The sequence below is a fragment of the Gordonia sp. CNJ-863 genome, from assembly GCF_001942325.1.
Classification (GTDB): domain Bacteria; phylum Actinomycetota; class Actinomycetes; order Mycobacteriales; family Mycobacteriaceae; genus Gordonia; species Gordonia alkanivorans.
Genome location: NZ_MKKG01000036.1, coordinates 1 through 18,846, shown reverse-complemented (window position 1 = coordinate 18,846; position 18,846 = coordinate 1). Strand labels below are relative to the sequence as shown.

The following is an 18,846-nucleotide window of genomic DNA, read 5'->3' as shown; positions in this document are numbered from 1 at the left end:
GGTCCTGTCGGTGTGAGTGATGAGGTGTAGGGGCTTTCATCTTCACACCACAGGACCCGCCCGCATCCCCGGCTCGCCGCCGCCGAACCCGACCTACATCTTGTGCCCGGTAGAACCCGTTCTACGCACCGTCAATCAGGAAGAGCCACTTAACCTATGGAACAAGTAGTATCCACTACGTTCCAGTAGGCAGCGGGAGGGCTCGAATCGCCGCTCGAGGCGGTCGCGACCAGCCTTCCAATGCCGCCCATGGACGCAAACATAGAACATGTTCTAGCTTGAATACACGGCCTCGACACATCCGTCGAAGCGCCGTCGACCCGCAGACGACGGACTGGTTCCGCCGGGTGAACGAAGGAGTGGAGATGGGCGTTCCGGTCATCGTGGAAGCAGTACGCACGCCGATCGGCAAGCGCGCCGGGTGGTTGTCAGGCCTCCATGCAGAGGAGTTGCTGGGCATCACACAGCGCGGTCTCATCGAGAAGGCCGGTATCGACCCGGCACTCGTAGAGCAGGTCATCGGCGGTTGCGTCACGCAGGCCGGCTCACAGGCGGGCAACGTCTCCCGCAAGGCGTGGCTGTCCGCCGGACTCCCCGAGCACACCGGCGCCACGACGATCGACGCCCAGTGCGGATCGGCCCAGCAGGCCAACCACCTCATCGCCGGGCTCATCGCCTCGGACGCCATCGAGGTCGGCATCGCCTGCGGCGTGGAGACGATGACCACCGTGCCGCTCGGTGCGAATGTCGGCACCAGCGCCGGCCCGTACCACGCGGACTCGTGGAACGTTGACCTGCCGAACCAGTTCGAGGCGGCCGAGCGCATCGCGAAGCGTCGCGGGATCACCCGCGCCGACGTCGACGGACTCGGTGAGCGCAGCCAGCGCCTCGCCCGTCAAGCCTGGGACGAAGGCCGTTTCGGCCGCGAGATCCTCTCGTTCAAGGCGCCCGAACGGACCAAGGAGGGCGAGTTCACCGGCAACATCATCGACGTCAGCCGCGACCAGGGCCTGCGTGAGACCACCCTCGAATCCCTCGCTGCACTCAAGCCCGTCATCGAGGGCGGCATCCACACCGCCGGAACGTCGTCGCAGATCTCCGACGGCGCAGCCGCTGTCCTGATCATGGACGAGGCGAAGGCCCGCGCACTCGGACTGACCCCGCGCGCCCGCATCAAGGCGCAGGCGCTCGTCGGTTCGGAACCCCACTTCCACCTCGACGGCCCGGTCCAGGCGACCGAGCGCGTCCTCGCGAAGTCGGGGATGTCGTTGTCCGACATCGACATCGTCGAGATCAACGAGGCCTTCGCCTCGGTCGTGCTCAGCTGGGCCCAGGTCCACAACGCCGACATGGATCGCGTCAACGTCAACGGCGGCGCCATCGCCCTCGGACATCCCGTGGGCAGCACCGGTTCCCGCCTCATCACGACCGCACTGCACGAGCTCGAGCGCCGCGACGGCCAGACCGCTCTCATCACGATGTGCGCTGGCGGCGCCATGGCCACCGGCACCATCCTCGAGCGCATCTGAGTATCGGATGCCCCTCCTCGACCCGGACAAGAAGCCCGCACAGCTCGATTCGCCGATCGTCGGCACACTCATCAAGGTCGGCTCGCGGATCAACACGCGGCTGTACAAGGCGACCGGCGGCCGGATCGGTGGCACCTGGCGCGTCGGCGCGGGCCTGAAGAAGCCCGCGCCGGTGTGCCTGCTCACCACCATCGGCCGCAAGTCGGGTGAACCCAGGACCGTGCCGCTGGTCTACCTCCGGCGCGGCGACCAGTTCGTCGTCGTCGCGTCGCAGGGCGGCTCGGCGAAACACCCTGCCTGGTACCTCAACCTGCGCGACAACCCCAGCGTCACAGTCCAGCTCGGCAAGGAGACGTTCGACCTCACGGCGCGTACCGCCACCGAGGCCGAACGCGCCGAGGTGTGGCCGGAACTGGTCGAGGTCTACGCGGACTTCGACACCTACGTCGCGTGGACGGACCGAACGATCCCGGTCGTCATCTGTGAGCCGGCGCAGCGCTAACCCGGTCGCGCCAGCTCCCGCACCGCCGCACCGGTCCAGGCGTCGAGGAACGCCCTGAGTTCGTCGCCGCTCCGGTGCGACACGGCGTCGAGCACCATGGATTGCAATGTGCGCAACACGATCTCGGCGATGAGGTCGAGTGCGGCGTCGTCGTGGCAATGGTCGGTCCAACTGGCCTCGAGCCGGTCGACCATCGTGCGTGCGAATCGTCGGGCGTCGTCGGAGGTGAATCCGCCGACCACCGGCACGCTCAACTTGTCCGCTCGTAGCAGCAGGCCGACGTAGTCGTCTTCGGCGAGTTCTTCGAGCACTGCGGCAATACCCTCCACGATCGCCGCGTCGGGTTCGGTGATGCCGGCCAGCCGCGTCATCACTCGTTCGAGAAGCCCTTCGACGGCGTCGAATGCGGTCGCCGACAACAACTCCTCAACCCCGGAGAAGTAGCGGTACACCGTCTGCCGGGTGACTCCCAGCTCGCGTGCGACGTCGGCGATGCTGGTGGCCGTGCCGCGCCGATCGATGGTCGTGCGGGTCGCCGCGAGGATCCGCGCGACCGCCTCGGCGTCGTTGACGGGTACCCGACCACTCCAACCATGTGTGCGCATCAGCTCACGAGCCTACCCCTCAAGGCTCGCTGCGCTCGCTCCTCAGGCAGCTGGACCAGCAGTTTTCCGGCGACCGCTTCGACTGACCATACGATTTCATAGTTGGTGTATGGTGTGGTGACGTGGCACACAGTGCACCCGCGTGCCCGTCGACCGGAGGTTCGAGATGACGACACCGACCAGGGCCGGCCCGTTCCACGACGGCTTCGACTTCACCGATCCCGACCTGCTCCAGCAGCACGGCATGCCGGTGCGGGAGTTCGCCGAGCTACGACGCACCGCGCCGGTCTGGTGGAACGCGCAACCGGAAGGTACGTCCGGCTTCACCGACGGCGGATTCTGGGTGATCTCCAAGCACGCGCATATCCGTGAGATCTCGAAGAACCACCAGTTGTGGTCCACCAACGCCAAGGGCGCGATCCTGTGCCTGCCCGACTACGTGACCCCGGACCAGATCGAACTGACCAAGGCACTGCTCATCAACCATGATCCGCCGGAGCACACTCGACTGCGAAAGATCGTGTCGCGCATGTTCACTCCGCGCTCCGTCGCGCTGCTCAAGGAACAGCTGACCGCCTCGGCGCACGAGATCGTCGAGGCCGCGGCCGCGAAGGGCAGGGGCAACTTCGTCGACGACATCGCCGTACACCTTCCCCTGCAGTCGATCCTGGACCTCATCGGCGTCCCGCAGGCCGATCGCGAGCGCCTCCATGTGCTCGTCGACGCGATGATCAACAACGATGATCCTGAGGAAACGATCGACCCGGCAACCGCGAATGCCGAGGTACTCGGTTACGCCTATGCGATGGCCGAGGAACGACGCAACAACCCCACCGACGACCTCATCACCACCCTCATCGAGGCCAACATCGACGGCGAGGGCATGACCGAGATCGAGTTCGGATTCTTTGTCGTCCTGCTCATCACCGCCGGCAACGAGACCACCCGCAACGCGACCTCGCACGGGATGAACGCTTTCCTGGACCACCCGGAGACGTGGGATCTGTACAAACGCGAACGTCCCGCGACCGCCATCGAAGAGATCCTGCGGTGGTCGACACCCGTTCACGGCTTCCAGCGAACCGCACTGGCCGACACCCGACTCGGCGACGTCGACATCGCGGCCGGCCAGCGCGTCGGGCTGTTCTACAGCTCCGCGAACTTCGACGAAGAGGTCTTCGACGACCCGTTCACCTTCGACATCACGCGAGATCCCAACCCCCACCTGTCCTTCGGCGGCAACGGCGCCCACTTCTGCATCGGCGCCAACCTCGCCCGGCTCGAACTCAACCTGATCTTCAACGCCATCGCCGACACCCTGCCCGACATCGCACGACTCGGCGAGCTGCGTCGCGTGCGATCGGGCTGGCTGAACGGGGTCAAACAGCTCGACGTCGCGTATCGCAGCTGATCACCGGGTTCACCGGGTTGCCGCCGAAACCCATGCGGCAGAATCTCGTCCGGACCAGTTCGCCAGGGTCTCGACGGGTCCCGCCCCGTCGCGGGGTTCGACGACGACGCCGAAGGGGACGTTCGGGTCCTGGCGGATCTCGGGCCGGATGAACCGGCGGACGATCGCGAGGGTGGCGGTGGCGGCTTCCGGAACCGCTTCCGACGGCTGCCTGGTCGCCACCGCGAGATCCCATCCGTGCACGATCGTCTCGTTGACGTAACCCCACAACGCGCCGGCGCCGGGCACCTCACCCCACGGCACCTGCACCATCCTGGCGAGCACGGCGTCGTCGGACCAGAGGCCGACCGCCCGCGCCACGACCGTTGCGTACTCCTGCGCGTCGAAACGGTCGGCGATGAACGGCATGGCCCGTACGTCGACCCCCTCGGGTAGCGCCGCCGCTCGTTGGGCCGTCGCCAGCAGATGGGCCCCGAGCGTGCGGACGTCGAACTCGTCGCACGGCGTCGGCGCGGCCAGCTGCTCGGCGGTCACCTCGGAGAGCAGTCCGGTGACCCAGGTGGTGGCGGCCGCGAAGGCCGGGCGGGGATCCGGTGGGGTGGTCGGTGCGTTCATGTTCTTTCCTCTCTCGCTGACTGACGAGTCCAGTCAAACCGTGAAACCTGACATCTTCTGTCATATTTTTGCGAGATGATTGGGCATGCGCGCCGAACGCCTCATCGCGGTCCTGATGCTGCTCAAGAGACACGATCGGGTGACCGCGTCGACGATCGCCGCCGAACTCGGGGTGTCGGAGCGGACCGTGCTGCGCGACATCGAGGCACTCTCGCTGTCCGGGGTCCCGGTGTACGCCGAGCGCGGCAGGCACGGCGGCTTCTCGCTGGTCCCCGGCTACCGCACCGACCTGACCGGTCTGACAGTCGAGGAGGCGACCTCACTGCTCGCCGGAACGGGTCGCTCGACTCCCCCGCCTTCGCCAGTGCGATGCGCAAGGTCACCGCGGCCATTCCCGAGGCGTACCGGGGAACCGCGGTCAGGGCCGCACAGCGGGTACTCGTCCGTCCCGAGGGATTCGTGCGCAGGCCGGAAGAACTCCATGCGCTCGATCCGGTGCAGTTCGCGGTCTTCGCGGGCAGGCGTATCCGCACCCGCTACCGCCCGCGCGACGCCGACGAGGCACGCGAACGGCTTCTCGATCCGGTCGGACTCATCATCGCCGGCGACACGTGGTACCTCGTCGCACACGGTGCGGGGTCGCGTGAGGGGACCGAGGAACGGATGTACCGGTTGTCCCGGATGAGCGAGGTCGAGGTCCTCGACGAGCCGGCGGTACGCGACGAGGACGTGGATCTCGACGAGATCTGGCAGCGTCGGCGCGCGGCGTTCCGGTCCTCGTTCGATCCGGTCGACGTGGTGGTCGACTGCGCCCCCGCGGACGTCGAGACGCTCCGGGCAACCGCACTCTCCGCAGAGACGCTGAGTGATGCCGGAGATCGGCAGCGCGTCGGACTCCGGTTCGCCGACCATCGGCATGCCGCCGGTGCGTTGTGGGGCTTGATGTTCGACCGCGACATCGTCGTACTCGAACCGGAGTGGGTCCGGGAGACCCTGGCCGACCGCGCCCGGGCAGTCCTCGCACGCCACTGAGAACCGCCCATGCGATCTGCCCCTGGAGTCGACCCTCCACAGGCGGTTCGGCGAATATGTCGACGGCCCGGCCACAGCGGGCGTTTTCAGGGGTGCTTGTCAGGAGCGGTTCTCAGGTGGACGTCTGAGGTCAGCCGACCCCGCGCTCGGAGTCGGCCCAGTACTGCGACCGCAGCGCCTTCTTGTCCGGCTTGCCCAGGGCGGTCAGCGGCAACGACTCGGCGAAGATGACCCGCTTCGGCGACTGCACCGCACCCTTGCGGTCCTTGACCGTCTGCTGGATCTCGGCAGTGATGCGTTCCTTGGCCGCGTCGTCGGCGTCCGCATCGGCACGCAGGACGACGATCGCCGTGACGGCCTCACCCCACTTCTCGTCGGGCACACCGATCACGCCGACCTGGCCGACGGCCGGATGCTCGGCCACGACGTCCTCGACCTCGCGGGGGAACACGTTGAAGCCGCCGGTGACGATCATGTCCTTGGTGCGGTCGACGATGAACCAGAAGCCGTCCTCGTCTTCACGCGCGACGTCGCCGGTACGCAGCCATCCGTCGCGGAAGGTCTCGGCCGTCTGCTCCGGGAGGCCGAGGTAACCACCGGCGAGAAGCGGTCCGGCGACACAGATCTCGCCCGGTTCGCCCTGGGGGACGGGCTTGTCGTCGGGGCCGAGGAGAGCCGTGCGCAGGAACGCCGACGGCCGGCCGCAACTGCTGAGGCGACGCTGGTCCTCCCCCGGACCCGGATGATCGCCCTTGGCGAGGTAGCTGATCACCATCGGCGCCTCGGACTGACCGTAGTACTGGGCGAAGATCGGGCCGAACCGTTCGATCGCCTCGGCGAGACGCACCGGATTGATCGGCGACGCACCGTAATACACGGTTTCCAGCGACGACAGATCACGCGTCCGCGAATCCGGGTGATCCATCAGCGCATACAGCATCGACGGCACGAGCATCGTCGCCGTGATCTTCTGTTCCTCGATGGTCTTGAGGACCTCGGCGGGGTCGAACTTCGACAGCACCACCATCGACCCGCCCTTCATGAGAGTCGGGATGAAGAAGGCCGCACCCGCATGCGACAGCGGGGTGCAGAGCAGGAACCGCGGGTGTTCCGGCCACTCCCATTCGGCGAGCTGGATCTGCGTCATGGTCGCCATCGCACGCGCGGTTCCGATGACGCCCTTGGGTTTTCCGGTGGTCCCGCCGGTGTAGGTGATCGAGACGACGTGCTCGGGTGACAGATGCGCGGCGACAAGCGGCTTCGGCTCGAAGTTCTCCGCCTCGGCGATGACGTCACGGGCCTGCGCCGACAACTGCTCGGGCACCGGACCGAGGGTCAGCACCTGCTTCAGGCCGGGGACGCGTTCGAGCAGGGCGGCCGCCCGCTCGACGAACATCGGCACGGGGTCGATGATGAGGGTCGAGACGCCGGCGTCGGCGAGGACGTAGGCATGGTCGTCGAGCGAGCCGAGCGGGTGCAGCGCGGTGCGTCGCCATCCCTGCGTCTGGCCGGCCCCGATGACGAAGAGCACCTCCGGACGATTCAGGGCCAGCAGACCGACCGCCGTGCCGGTGCCCGCGCCCAGACCCTCGAAGGCCTGGATGTACCGGCTGATCGCGGCGGCCATCTCACCACCCGTCATCTCGGTGTCCCCCAGGGACAACACCGTGCGATCGGCATGGCGCTTGAGCGCGGCGACCATCAGGTCGCCCATGTGCGTGCCCCCGCGAAGGTGATCGAAGTCGGTCGGTGCGGTCGTCGTGCCCTCGTTCGTCATGCCACAAGACTAGGACGTGTTACAGGTTCTCGAAAGAACCTCCACCAAAATGGCGGTTCTGATGCGTAGAACCTGTTCTAACTCGACGCCGCCGGCACGGTTTCGAACCCACGATGCCGAGCCCCGGAAGGGCCGGGGGTGTCCTAGGATCGAAGCATGACTGATCTTGACCTGGCCACCACTCGCCGCGACATCGCCGACGCCCTGCTCACCGCGCTTGAGCGGCGACACGAGGTCCTCGACGCCATCGTCGACGCGGAGAATCACGACGAGGCCGTCACCGCCATCGTCGAGCTGCTCGGCAAGTCGCAGCTGGGTGCGAAGGCGATCCTGGACATGAAGCTGAACCAGCTGACCAAGGACGAGCGCCGCAAGAATCAGGCTGAGCTCGACGACCTCAACAACGCCCTGACCTTCACCCTGGTGGAGCGTCCGGCCAGTAGCGGGGACACCCTCGACCTGCGTCCGTTCGACCCGCAGGCCGACGCCGAACTGTTCGCGGCCCGTACCGACGAACTCGGCACCGCAGGCGACGGTTCGGGAGCACCGGCCGGTGACGTCGCCGCCGAGATCAGCGCCGCCACCGACCGCGTCGACGCCGAGGAGGCCGTGTGGCTCGTCGCCGTCGAGGGAGACTCCAAGGTGGGCTTCGTCTTCGGCGAGCTCAAGAACGGCGAGGTCGACCTGCGCATCTGGATTCACCCGCAGTACCGCAAGTCCGGCTATGGAACCGCCGCCCTGCGCAAGTCGCGCTCGGAGATGGCCGCGTACTTCCCCGGAGTGCCGATGGTCGTGCGCGCACCCGGCGCCTAGTCTCACAGCACGAAACGGCCGAACCCACTGCCCGACGGGGTGGTGGGTTCGGCCGTTTCGTCGTCGTTCTCCGTTGCAGGTCAGGCGGATTGGGGCCGCGGCAGCCCGAACCGCGCGACGATCGCGCGAATCCGGTTCTCCTCGTCGACGACGAACGTCTCCGACACCGGGGCACCGAGGCGCAGTGCCCGCGGGCGGACGTGCACCACGTAGCGAGTGGTGACGCTGTGCCCGTCGACGGTCGCGGTGAAGTCCGAGACGCGATGGATCAGGCGGAACTGCGGACCCTTCGCGAGGCTGCGGGCGATGTGCGGTCCGTTGCGCCCCGTACGCACGCCGAACTCGACGCGGGTGCAGTCGGGATGCAGCGACACCGCTGACGGGTCGTGGCTGACCAGGGCGTCGACATACGCCCGGGCCGCCGCGACCCGCTGTTGGTCTCTGTCGTCCGCCGAGGTCACCGCGCGCCGTAGACCGGCATCGGGACCGGCGCCTTGGCCAGGATCTCCTCGATCACCGGGCCGAGCTCGGCGACCTCCCAGCGAGAACCCTTGTCGCGCTCCACACTTCGCTGCCAGCCGTCGGTCACCGAGACCTTGCCGCCCTCGACCTCGAAGACCCGGCCGGTCACCGACCCCGCCTCGGGTGAACCCAGCCACACCACGAGCGGCGAGATGTTCGCCGGGTCCATCGCGTCGAAGGAGCCATCGGCGGGTGCGGCCATCTGTGCGGCCATCTCGTCGCCGGCGCCCATCGTCATCTGGGTTCGGGCCGCGGGCGCGATCGCGTTGACCGTGACGCCGTAGCCACCCAGCTCGGCGGCCGCCTGGATGGTGAGCGCGGAGATTCCCGCCTTCGCGGCGACGTAGTTGCCCTGGCCCACCGAGCCGTACAGTCCGGCACCGGAACTCGTGTTGATGATCCGCGCCTGCGGGGTGCGGCCGGCCTTGGCCTCGGCGCGCCAGTAGGCCGCGGCATGGCGCAGTCCGACGAAATGCCCCTTCAGGTGCACGCGGATGACGGCGTCCCACTCATCCTCCGAGAGCGACACCAGCATCCGGTCGCGGACGAAACCGGCGTTGTTGACGAGGATGTCGAGTTGACCGAACGTCTCGAGCGCCGTGGCGACCATGGTCTCGCCGCTCGCCCAGTCCGCGACATCGCCCACCGATGCAACGGCTTCGCCGCCGGCCGCGCGGATCTCGTCGACGACCCCGGCAGCCAGGTTCTCCGCGTAATCATTGACCACGACCTTGGCGCCGTCGGCGGCGAAGGCGAGGGCGTGAGCCCGACCGATGCCCTGTCCGGCACCCGTCACGATGACGACGCGGCCCTCATTCAACTTGCTACTCAAGGTGTTTCCTTTCTGAACTGCGAAGACTGGGTGTGCGGGATGGTCAGACGGCATTGCCGGCGGTCGCGGCGTCGAGGAACGCGGGCTTCTCGCCCCCGCCGTGCACGGTGAGCGTCGAACCGCTGATGTAACCGGCGAGCGGCGAGAGCAGGAAGGCAACGGCGTTCCCGACGTCGACGGGCGTCGCCATCCGGCCCAGCGGGATGGTGGCGCCGACGGCCGCGACCCCGGCATCGTCTCCGTAGTGGAGGTGCGACTGTTCGGTCTCGACGGGTCCGGCGACGACGGAGTTGACCCGCACCTTCGGGGCCCATTCCACGGCCAGCGAGGTCATCAGGTTGTCGAGGCCGGCCTTCGCCGCACCGTAGGCCGAGGTGCCCGGCGACGGCCGGTGCCCGCTGACGCTCGAGACGTTGACGATCGCGCCACCGTCCGGCTGCGTCTGCATGATCGCGTTCGCCGCCTTGGCCACGGCGAGCGGCGCCAGGAGGTTGAGGTCGACGATCTTGCTCGCGAAGCGGACCGAGGCGTCGGCGGCCAGCGCGAAGGGCGACCCACCGGCGTTGTTGACCACCCCGTCGAGGCGTCCGGCCCGGCCGACGATGCCGTCGACCATCGCCTCGACGGCGGCGGCGTCGCGGACGTCGCAGGAGAAGAAATCGAACTCGCGGAGGTCGTCGGCCAGGCTGTCGGCGTTGCGACCGCAGATCACCGGACGGGCACCCAGGCACGAGAGCACCCGGGTGATACCCGCCCCGACGCCGCGCGCGCCTCCGGTGACCAGGACAACCTTCCCGACCAGGCCCAGCTCGGCCTGTGACTGCGTCTGCATGGGTGCTACCCTACCAAACAACCAAGCACTTGCTTGGTTCAATGCTTGCGCAGCCCACGAGGTTGCCAAGGCAGCCACGAGAGGAGCACGCGTGCCGATCACCACGACACGTACCGAATCCGGCATCGTGACCATCACGGTCGACTACCCGCCGGTCAACGCGCTGCCATCGGCGGCGTGGTTCGAACTCGCCGATGCGGTCACCGCAGCCGGCGTCGACCCGGCGACGCATGTCGTGGTGTTGCGCGCCGAAGGACGCGGCTTCAACGCCGGCGTCGACATCAAGGAGATGCAGGCCACCGAGGGCTTCGACGCCCTGATCGGCGCCAACCGCGGATGTGCGGCGGCCTTCGGCGCCGTCTACGACTGTGCGGTCCCGGTGATCGTCGCGGTCAACGGCTTCTGCGTCGGCGGCGGCATCGGCCTGGTCGGCAACGCCGACGTCATCGTCGCCTCCGACGACGCGGTCTTCGGCCTTCCCGAGGTCGATCGCGGAGCACTCGGTGCAGCAACACATCTCGCCCGCCTGGTGCCGCAGCACATGATGCGCACCCTCTACTTCACCGCGAAGAACGTGACGGCCCAGCAGCTCGAGCATTTCGGTTCGGTGTACCGCGTCGTGCCCCGCGAGGAGCTCCTCGACGCCGCGCTCGAGGTCGCCGAGGCCATCGCCGCCAAGGACACCCGGGTCATCCGGGCGGCCAAGGAGGCCATCAACCACATCGACCCGGTCGACGTGAAGGCCAGTTACCGCCTCGAACAGGGCTTCACCTTCGAGCTGAACCTGGCCGGCGTCGCCGACGAACATCGCGACGCCTTCGTCTCGACCGGTAAGCCCCTCGCCTCGAACGCTTCTGACAACGGAGGACACGCCTGAGATGCCGACCGACAAGACAAGCACCCTCGACGACGTCGTCGCTGAACTCCGCGACGGCATGACCATCGGCATCGGCGGCTGGGGTTCGCGCCGCAAGCCGATGGCACTGGTCCGCGCGATCGACCGCTCGGACGTCAAGGACCTCACGGTCGTGACCTACGGTGGCCCCGACCTCGGATTACTCTGCGCCGCAGGCAAGGTGCGTCGCGCCTACTACGGATTCGTCTCCCTCGACTCCGCCCCCTTCTACGACCCGTGGTTCGCCAAGGCACGCACCAACGGCGAGATCGAGGTGCGCGAGATGGACGAGGGCATGGTCAAGTGCGGCCTCGAGGCCGCGGCCGCCCGTCTACCGTTCCTCCCGATCCGCGCCGGACTCGGCTCCGACGTCCTGAAGTTCTGGGAAGGTGAACTCAAGACGGTCCAGTCGCCCTACCCTGATGCCGACGGCCGGACCCAGACGCTGATCGCGATGCCCGCGCTGAAGCTCGACGCCGCCTTCGTCCACCTCGATCTCGCCGACGCCCACGGCAACGCCGCCTACACCGGCGTCGACCCGTACTTCGACGACCTCTACTGCGCGGCCGCCGAGCGCCGCTACCTGGAGACCGACCAGCTCGTGTCGACCGAGGTGCTCGTGAAAACCGTTCCGCATCAGCGACTCCTGCTGAACCGGATGAACGTCGACCGGGTGGTGCACACGCCCAACGGCGCCCACTTCACCTTCGCGGGTGCCGGGAGCGCAGCGAGCGGGCCCAATGTCACAGCTGACTACGGGCGGGATGAGAAGTTCCAGCAGTTCTACGTCGCCAGCGCCAAGGAACCCGACACCTGGGAGGCATTCTCCCGCAGGTTCCTCCAGGTCGACGAGGAGACCTACCAGCGCGAGGTCAGCGCATGGCAGGACGAGCAGAAGGAGGACGGACAGTGAGCACCGTCGAGAGCCAGGCCCTCGCAGAAGTGGGTCGTGCCGAGTACTGCGTCATCTCGTGTGCCGACATCTTCTCCGGTGCAGGCGAGATCATGGCGTCGCCGATGGCGCCGGTGCCCCTGCTGGGAGCCCGCCTGGCGCGCCTCACCACCGAACCAGACCTGCTGATCACCGACGGCGAGGCGCTGATCTTCGCCGACACCCCGGGCATCGGCAAGTCGGGCCCCATCGAGGGCTGGATGCCGTTCCGCAAGGTATTCGACGTCGTGGCGTCGGGCCGTCGCCACGTGGTCATGGGCGCCAACCAGATCGACCGGTACGGCAATCAGAACCTCTCCGCGTTCGGCCCGCTGCAGAAGCCGACACGCCAGATGTTCGGTGTGCGCGGCGCGCCCGGCAACACGATCAACCACCCGACGAGCTACTGGGTGCCCCGCCACTCCGCCCGGGTCTTCGGAGACTCGGTGGACATCGTCTCCGGCGTCGGCTTCGACAAGGTCGACCCGGCCAACCCGGCGTTCGACGATCTCGACATCCACCGCGTCGTCACCAATCTGGGCGTCTTCGACTTCGGCGGGGCGGATCACACGATGCGCGCGCTGTCGCTGCATCCGGGGGTCACCGCCGACGAGGTCGCAGAGAACACCGGCTTCGAGATCGAGGGTCTGGCCGACGCGCCGGAGACGCGGCAGCCCACCGCCGAGGAACTGAGCCTGATCCGAGACGTGCTCGATCCCAGGGGCGTTCGCAACAAGGAAGTCCGATGAGTCCGGCCAGGGCTGCGGGCCTGTCCACCTCGTTCACCGAACTCGTCGGGATCGAGTACCCGATCGTGCAGACCGGTATGGGCTGGGTGTCCGGGCCGTCGCTGACCTCGGCGACGTCGAACGCCGGCGGTCTCGGCATCCTGGCGTCGGCGACGATGACCTACGGCGAGCTCGAGGCGGCCATCGCCAAGACAAAGTCGTTGACCAGCAAGCCTTTCGGTGTGAACATGCGTGCCGACGCCACCGACGCACCGGAACGGATCGATCTCCTGATCCGTGAAGGCGTCAAGGTCGCGTCGTTCGCGCTCGCCCCGAAGCCCGAGTTGATCGCGAAACTCAAGGACCACGGCATCGTCGTGATCCCGTCGATCGGCGCGGCCAAGCACGCGGTGAAGGTCGCGTCGTGGGGCGCGGACGCCGTCATCGTGCAGGGCGGCGAGGGCGGCGGCCACACCGGCCCGGTCGCGACCACCCTGCTGCTGCCGTCGGTGCTCGATGCCCTGGCAGCCAAGAACATCGACATGCCGGTCGTCGCGGCCGGCGGCTTCTTCGACGGTCGCGGACTGGCCGCGGCGCTCGCCTACGGCGCCCAGGGCGTCGCGATGGGTACCCGCTTCCTGCTGACGTCGGACAGCGCGGTCCCCGACTCGGTCAAGCACGAGTATCTGCAGCGCGGGCTCAACGACACCGTCGTCTCGGTGAAGGTCGACGGTATGCCCCACCGCGTGCTGCGTACCCCGCTCGTCGAGGCACTCGAGAGCGGCAGCCCGGTGAAGGCGCTGTTCGCCGCCGCGCGAAATGCCAACGAGTTCAAGCAGATGACCGGCATGCGCTGGACCACCATGCTCAGAGACGGTCGCACGATGAAGAAGTCGGGCGAACGCACGTGGCAGCAGGTCATCATGGCCGGGAACACCCCGATGCTGCTGAAGGCCGGTCTCGTCGAGGGCGACACCCGCGCGGGTGTCCTCGCCTCGGGTCAGGTCGTCGGCATGATCGAGGACCTGCCCAGCTGCGACGAGCTGATCCAGTCGATCATGCACCAGGCCCACGAGCGGTTGAAGACGCTCGGGTCGCTGGGTTGAGCAGAATCGCTACTTCGGGCCACCCCTCTGCTGCCTGAGGTGCGAGCGGAGCGAGCCACGAAGGGCCGCCGACGTCATGTCAGCAGGCCTTCGTGGCTCGTCGCTTTCGCTCCTCGCACCTCAGGCAGCGAGGGTCGGGCTACTTCGCCGCCGTGAGCGTCCAGCCGGCGGCTGCGGTGCGCTGGTTCCAGAACTCCATGTAACGGCCACCGCGGCTGAGCAATTCGTCGTGGGTGCCGATGTCGTCGACGCCGCCCGCGTCGTCGAGGACGACGATCTGGTCGGCGGCGGTCACGGTCGACAGCTTGTGCGCGATGACGAGCACGGTGCTGCGGTCGGCGAGGCGGCGGATGGATTCCGCGACGTGCGCCTCGTTCTCCGGGTCGAGGGCGGATGTCGCCTCGTCGAAGAGCACGATCGGGGCGTCCTTGAGCAGCGCGCGTGCGATCGAGACACGTTGGCGCTCACCACCGGACAGGGCCGACCCGCCTTCGCCGACCACGGTCTGCCAGCCATCGGGCAGACGCTCGACGATGGACGTGACGCCGGCGGTCTCGGCAGCCGCGCGGATCTCGTCGTCGGTGGCGTCGGGGCGACCGAGTTTGATGTTCTCCCAGAGGGTGTCGTCGAAGAGGTAGACGTCCTGGAAGACCTGCGACAGCTGGCCCATCAGTGCGCCGGTCTCCTGGTCGCGGACATCGGTGCCCCCGACCTTCACCGAACCGCCGTCGACGTCGTAGAACCGGGCGATCAGCCGGAAGATGGTCGATTTGCCCGAACCGGACGGTCCGACGAGTGCGGTCATCGTGCCCGGCTGCGCCCGCACGGACACGTCCCGCAGCACCGGAGTGCCGTTCTCGTAACCGAAAGCGACGTGGGACAGTTCGACCGCGCCCGGCTCGGTGATCGGCTTCGGCTGATCCGGGACGGGCATGCGGTCGGTGTCGAGGACACCGGTGATGCGGTTGATCTCGTCGGTCGACATGCGCAGCGTCGAACCGAGCTCGGCGAGTTCGCCGATCGGGCCGAAGAAGCGGGCCGCGAGTCCGAACACCGCGACGAGCAGGGCAGGCTCGATGTGGCCGGCCACCGCGAGCCAGGCACCGAGGGCGAGGACCGCGCTGAACACGACCTGGACCGACAGGCCGTTGAGCAGGATGCCGAGGATCGATCGCCAGAGCATCGACTTGCCCACGCGCGCTTGCTGACCGAGCGCCTCGGCCAGCGGTGCGTGAGCGGAGTCGGCGGCGCCGAAGGCACGCAACACCGCCTGGCAACGCGCGTACTCCAGCACCCGGTTGTTGACCTTCACGGCCTCGGCCCGCTTGCGGCGCTCGGCCTTCGCCAGGAACCGGCTGGACAGTTTGCCGATGTACATGAGAACCAGCGTTCCAGCGACCATCAGCAGGCCGATGCGCCAGTCGAACAGGCAGATCCCGATCACCACGACCACCGAGCTGACCGTGTTCACGACGACCGGCGTGATGTAGTGCGCACCGGTACTGCCGACGAACATCGTTCCCTTGACGGCGATCTGCGAGACGTCGCCGATGCGTTCGCGGGTGAACCAGCCGAGAGGCAGCGTCACCATGTGATCGCCGAGCCGGTGATGCAGCATACGCATCGCGTACAGGGCCATCGTCATGCCCTTGAGGGACTGGACGTAGGCGCTGACCGTGCAGATCAACACCAGAACGGCCAACGGCCACAACCACTTCGCGGCGGCCGAGAGGTCACCGTCGAGAAGGTTCTCGGTGATCGGGACGAGCGTGAGCATCGCCAGGCCCTGCGCGACGCCGTAGAGGACGACCCAGCTCAGAAAGACGACCATCCGGGCGCGCTCGGAACCCAGGATCGTGTAGAAACCGCGGATCATCGCGCCACCTCGTCACTTCCGACCGCGCCGAGCGCGATCTTCTCGTCCTGCCGGGTGGTGCCGGCCTCGTAACTGGCCCACATCGACGCGTACAGACCGCCGTTGGCGACCAGTTCGTCCTGACGTCCCTGTTCGACGACGCGCCCGCGATCGAGCACGACGATGTTGTCCGCGTGGGTGATCGAACCGAGCCGGTGTGCGATCACGAGGACCGTCCGGCCGACCATCAGCGCACCGATGGCCTGCTGGATCTGGGCCTCCGACTCCGGGTCGGCGAAGGCGGTCGCCTCGTCGAGAACCAGGATCGGGGTGTCGGCGAGCAGGGCGCGGGCGATCGAGACGCGCTGCGCCTCACCGCCGGAGAAGTGTGCGCCGTCGCCGACGACGGTGTCGTAGCCGTCGGACAGTTCCAGGATGCGTTCGTGGATCCGGGCCGCGCGGGCGGCGTCGTGGACCTGCTCCTCGGTGGCCTCGGGCCGGCCGAGTCGGATGTTGTCCCGCACCGACATCGTCAGCAGCTGCACGTCCTGCAGCACGAAGCCGACGTGGCGGTAGAGCTCGGTGGGGGCGATGTCGCGGACGTCGACGCCGCCGATGCGCACCGAGCCGGAGTCGGGATCGCCGAAGCGCGGGAGCAGTGTCGCCAGCGTCGACTTACCGCTGCCCGACGGCCCGACGAGCGCGGTCACGGTACCCTCGGCGAGTTCGACGCTGACGCCGTCTAGCGCCTTCACCCCGGACGGCATGCCGAGACGCGGCGGATAGGTGAAGTGCACGTTCTCGATGCGCACGTCGTGGCCGGCGGGAACCTGCGGGTTCTCCGGGACGGCGAGCTCGGGTTCGGCGAGCAGGTCGGCGATGCGCAGTGCCGCAGCCGATGCCTGCTGGCGGGTGTGAACCGCAGTGGAGACGGTGAGCAGCGCGGTCGGCAGGATCATCGCGATCAGCGTCGAACCGACCAGCTCGATCGGCGTGACCCAACCCTTGTCGACGAGCCAGTAGCCGACACCGAGGTTGACCAGCAGGATCAGCGGAGCGGAGATCAGGACCGTGGTGATGGCCTGCACGCGCAGCATCGGACCCATGTACCCGGCGAAGTCGTCGTTGAACTCGTCGGCGGCATCGATGAAGCGGCGGTGGGCCTTTCCGGTCTGCCCGAACGTCTTGACCACCGCGACACCGGCGATGAACTCGACGATGGTGGCGCTGATACGGGCGACTCCGGTGTCCATCTTCTCCATCTCGGCGGTGAGATCTCGCGCCATGTACGAGTAGGTCAGGGCGTACAGCGGCACGGTGGCGATGGCCAGCAGACCGAGGCGCCAGTCGAGGATGAAGCAGTAGATCAGCGCGAAGATCGGCGACAGGACCGCCGCGGTCGCCTCGACCTGTGCGTGGGCGACCAGATAGTGCAGGTCCGCGACGTCGTTCTGCACCGACTTGCGCACCGCGCCCGAACTGGTGCGGCTGAACCAGCCGAGCGGCAGCCGGCCGAGCTTGTCGGCGATGCGGATTCGGAGTTGCGCCTGGAGGTCGAGGTCGGCGAAGTGGGTGATCGCCAGCGCGAGGAACGCGAACAGGGCGCGCGCCGCGAGCCCGCCGACGACGAGCCACACCACCAGCCACACCCGCCCGGTGTCGGTGGGTCCCGGGGCCAACAGGGTGCGACCGAGTTCGACGATGCCGATGAACGGCACGACGGTCGCAGCGGAGGCAAGGATCTGGACGAACTGGGCGAGAACGGTGCGCGTCTTCACCGGCGCCAGGACATCGGCGAGAGCCGCCGACTTGGCCTTGGCCTCCGCCCGGGCCTTGACCCGCGCGGCCTTCGGATCATCGGGCGCGTGCTCGGGTTCCGGAGTCGGCGTGGGTGCGGCCACTTGTGTTCCGCCAATTGTCATATCCGCACCTTAGCGACACCCGAGAGACGTAGGGAAAGGTACCCTAACTTCCTGGGATCAGCGGGGCAGGATGCCGTCCAGGACGATCGACAGGTATTGGTCGGCGATCGACTCGACGGTCATCGGACCTCCCGGGCGGTACCAGCGCACGGCCACCCACACGGTGTCGCGCATGAAGCGGTAGACCAGTTCGACATCGAGATCCGGACGGAACTCACCGTCGTCGACACCACGCTGCAAGACCGCGTGCCACAACTGCCGGAACTCGACGTTCAGCTCGCCGATGTAGCCGAAGCGCTCCTGCCCCGACAGCCGCTTGGCCTCGTCCTGGTAGATCGCGACCGCGTTGCGTTCCGCGTCGATGGACTCGAACGACGCCACGACGAGTCCGCGGAGCGTCTCGCTTGCCGAGAGTCCCGCTCCGGCGATCTCGCGGTAGCGGGCGAACAGGTCGTCGAGGAATCGGCGCAGGATCTCGTCGACCATCGACTCCTTCGAGTCGAAGTGGTGATAGAGGCTTCCCGACAGGATTCCCGCGGCGTCGGCGATGTCGCGAACCGTCGTCGAACGCAGGCCGTTCTCGGCGAACATCCGCCCGGCGGTGGCGAGCAACTCGTCGCGGCGCGACGAACGGACGGCGGTGTCGGCGCCGGCTTTGTCATTGGTCTTCGTCTGGCCACGTGGGGACACGCATCCTCCTGGAGAGTCTGCCCATCACCCTAGCAAGCGCTTGGCCGGGAACGTCGTACGACGAACCTGGCCAAGCGGAGCTGCTATGCGCAGGTCATGCGCGGCAGTGTCACGCGCCTAGGTGTACTGCCCAGGGACGTTGGTCAAGCGGCTGAAGGGAACGTTCCGGCCGATGGCGGAGTGTTGCCGGTGGTGATTGTAGGTGTGCAACCATCCTGGCAACGCTGCGCGTCGGGCTTGTTCGGACCG

Annotated in this window: 17 protein-coding genes and 2 pseudogenes; 9 read left to right on the top strand and 10 right to left on the bottom strand. The window is 67.7% G+C overall.

What is annotated here, in order from left to right; all coding sequences use genetic code 11:
- Positions 1–365: 365 nt before the first annotated feature.
- Together BJF87_RS17885 and BJF87_RS17880 are read left to right on the top strand one after the other, a co-directional pair.
- Complete coding sequence (locus BJF87_RS17885; RefSeq protein ID WP_006360692.1) at positions 366–1,529, top strand: steroid 3-ketoacyl-CoA thiolase; 1,164 nt, start codon at positions 366–368, stop codon at positions 1,527–1,529.
- Between the two features lie 7 nt (positions 1,530–1,536).
- Positions 1,537–2,031 (top strand): nitroreductase family deazaflavin-dependent oxidoreductase, encoded by a 495-nt coding sequence (locus BJF87_RS17880; RefSeq protein ID WP_006360693.1) that lies wholly within the window; start codon positions 1,537–1,539, stop codon positions 2,029–2,031.
- Here BJF87_RS17880 and BJF87_RS17875 read toward each other — a convergent pair.
- Entirely contained in the window at positions 2,028–2,636 is a 609-nt protein-coding gene (locus BJF87_RS17875) for a TetR/AcrR family transcriptional regulator (RefSeq protein ID WP_075863667.1), read from the bottom strand. The genes BJF87_RS17880 and BJF87_RS17875 overlap by 4 nt on opposite strands.
- Positions 2,637–2,802: 166 nt before the next feature.
- On the opposite strand from BJF87_RS17875, the gene BJF87_RS17870 reads away from it, so the two are divergent.
- On the top strand, positions 2,803–4,047 hold the full coding sequence (locus BJF87_RS17870; RefSeq protein ID WP_006360695.1) for a cytochrome P450: 1,245 nt from the start codon (positions 2,803–2,805) through the stop codon (positions 4,045–4,047).
- A 9-nt stretch (positions 4,048–4,056) separates the two neighbouring features.
- Here the strand turns inward: BJF87_RS17870 and BJF87_RS17865 are convergent, their stop codons facing one another.
- Positions 4,057–4,662, bottom strand: a complete 606-nt coding sequence (locus tag BJF87_RS17865) for a TIGR03086 family metal-binding protein (RefSeq protein WP_075863666.1) — start codon at positions 4,660–4,662, stop codon at positions 4,057–4,059.
- Positions 4,663–4,747: 85 nt separating this feature from the next.
- On the opposite strand from BJF87_RS17865, the pseudogene BJF87_RS17860 reads away from it, so the two are divergent.
- Positions 4,748–5,694 (top strand): annotated as a pseudogene (locus BJF87_RS17860) (helix-turn-helix transcriptional regulator).
- A 130-nt stretch (positions 5,695–5,824) separates the two neighbouring features.
- On the opposite strand, the gene fadD8 reads toward BJF87_RS17860, so the two are convergent.
- A complete protein-coding gene (gene fadD8, locus BJF87_RS17855; protein ID WP_006360698.1) occupies positions 5,825–7,471 on the bottom strand; it encodes a fatty-acid--CoA ligase FadD8 in 1,647 nt (548 codons plus the stop codon).
- A 156-nt stretch (positions 7,472–7,627) separates the two neighbouring features.
- Here fadD8 and BJF87_RS17850 point away from each other — a divergent pair, with 156 nt between their 5' ends.
- Complete coding sequence (locus tag BJF87_RS17850; RefSeq protein ID WP_006360699.1) at positions 7,628–8,284, top strand: GNAT family N-acetyltransferase; 657 nt, start codon at positions 7,628–7,630, stop codon at positions 8,282–8,284.
- An 80-nt stretch (positions 8,285–8,364) separates the two neighbouring features.
- Here BJF87_RS17850 and BJF87_RS17845 read toward each other — a convergent pair whose 3' ends face one another.
- The 3 genes from BJF87_RS17845 to BJF87_RS17835 are packed head-to-tail and all read right to left on the bottom strand — an operon-like array spanning position 8,365 to position 10,470.
- Positions 8,365–8,745, bottom strand: a complete 381-nt coding sequence (locus BJF87_RS17845; RefSeq protein WP_006360700.1) for a hypothetical protein — start codon at positions 8,743–8,745, stop codon at positions 8,365–8,367.
- Entirely contained in the window at positions 8,742–9,638 is an 897-nt protein-coding gene (locus BJF87_RS17840; protein WP_006360701.1) for an SDR family oxidoreductase, read from the bottom strand. Before BJF87_RS17840 ends, BJF87_RS17845 begins: the two co-directional genes overlap by 4 nt.
- Positions 9,639–9,681: 43 nt before the next feature.
- Positions 9,682–10,470 carry an SDR family oxidoreductase gene (locus BJF87_RS17835; protein WP_075863665.1) on the bottom strand — a complete coding sequence of 263 codons (789 nt, stop codon included), beginning with the start codon at positions 10,468–10,470 and terminating at the stop codon, positions 9,682–9,684.
- A gap of 91 nt (positions 10,471–10,561) precedes the next feature.
- On the opposite strand from BJF87_RS17835, the gene echA20 reads away from it, so the two are divergent.
- Genes echA20 through BJF87_RS17815 form a run of 4 tightly spaced genes read left to right on the top strand, consistent with a single transcriptional unit; the run spans position 10,562 to position 14,130 of the window.
- Complete coding sequence (gene echA20 / locus BJF87_RS17830) at positions 10,562–11,347, top strand: (7aS)-7a-methyl-1,5-dioxo-2,3,5,6,7,7a-hexahydro-1H-indene-carboxyl-CoA hydrolase (protein ID WP_006360703.1); 786 nt, start codon at positions 10,562–10,564, stop codon at positions 11,345–11,347.
- 1 nt (position 11,348) lies between these two features.
- Positions 11,349–12,278 (top strand): CoA transferase subunit A, encoded by a 930-nt coding sequence (locus BJF87_RS17825; RefSeq protein ID WP_075863664.1) that lies wholly within the window; start codon positions 11,349–11,351, stop codon positions 12,276–12,278.
- Complete coding sequence (locus tag BJF87_RS17820; protein WP_075863663.1) at positions 12,275–13,045, top strand: CoA-transferase subunit beta; 771 nt, start codon at positions 12,275–12,277, stop codon at positions 13,043–13,045. Before BJF87_RS17825 ends, BJF87_RS17820 begins: the two co-directional genes overlap by 4 nt.
- Positions 13,042–14,130 carry a nitronate monooxygenase family protein gene (locus tag BJF87_RS17815; protein WP_006360706.1) on the top strand — a complete coding sequence of 363 codons (1,089 nt, stop codon included), beginning with the start codon at positions 13,042–13,044 and terminating at the stop codon, positions 14,128–14,130. The genes BJF87_RS17820 and BJF87_RS17815 overlap by 4 nt, the downstream gene beginning before the upstream one ends.
- Before the next feature lie 139 nt (positions 14,131–14,269).
- Here the strand turns inward: BJF87_RS17815 and BJF87_RS17810 are convergent, their stop codons facing one another.
- The 4 genes and pseudogenes from BJF87_RS17810 to BJF87_RS25890 form a co-directional block, all read right to left on the bottom strand.
- Positions 14,270–16,006, bottom strand: a complete 1,737-nt coding sequence (locus BJF87_RS17810) for an ABC transporter ATP-binding protein (protein ID WP_006360707.1) — start codon at positions 16,004–16,006, stop codon at positions 14,270–14,272.
- Entirely contained in the window at positions 16,003–17,907 is a 1,905-nt protein-coding gene (locus BJF87_RS17805) for an ABC transporter ATP-binding protein (RefSeq protein WP_006360708.1), read from the bottom strand. Before BJF87_RS17805 ends, BJF87_RS17810 begins: the two co-directional genes overlap by 4 nt.
- Positions 17,908–17,964: 57 nt before the next feature.
- Entirely contained in the window at positions 17,965–18,597 is a 633-nt protein-coding gene (locus BJF87_RS17800) for a TetR/AcrR family transcriptional regulator (protein WP_006360709.1), read from the bottom strand.
- A gap of 117 nt (positions 18,598–18,714) precedes the next feature.
- A pseudogene (locus BJF87_RS25890) lies at positions 18,715–18,846 on the bottom strand (IS481 family transposase); the annotation flags it as partial.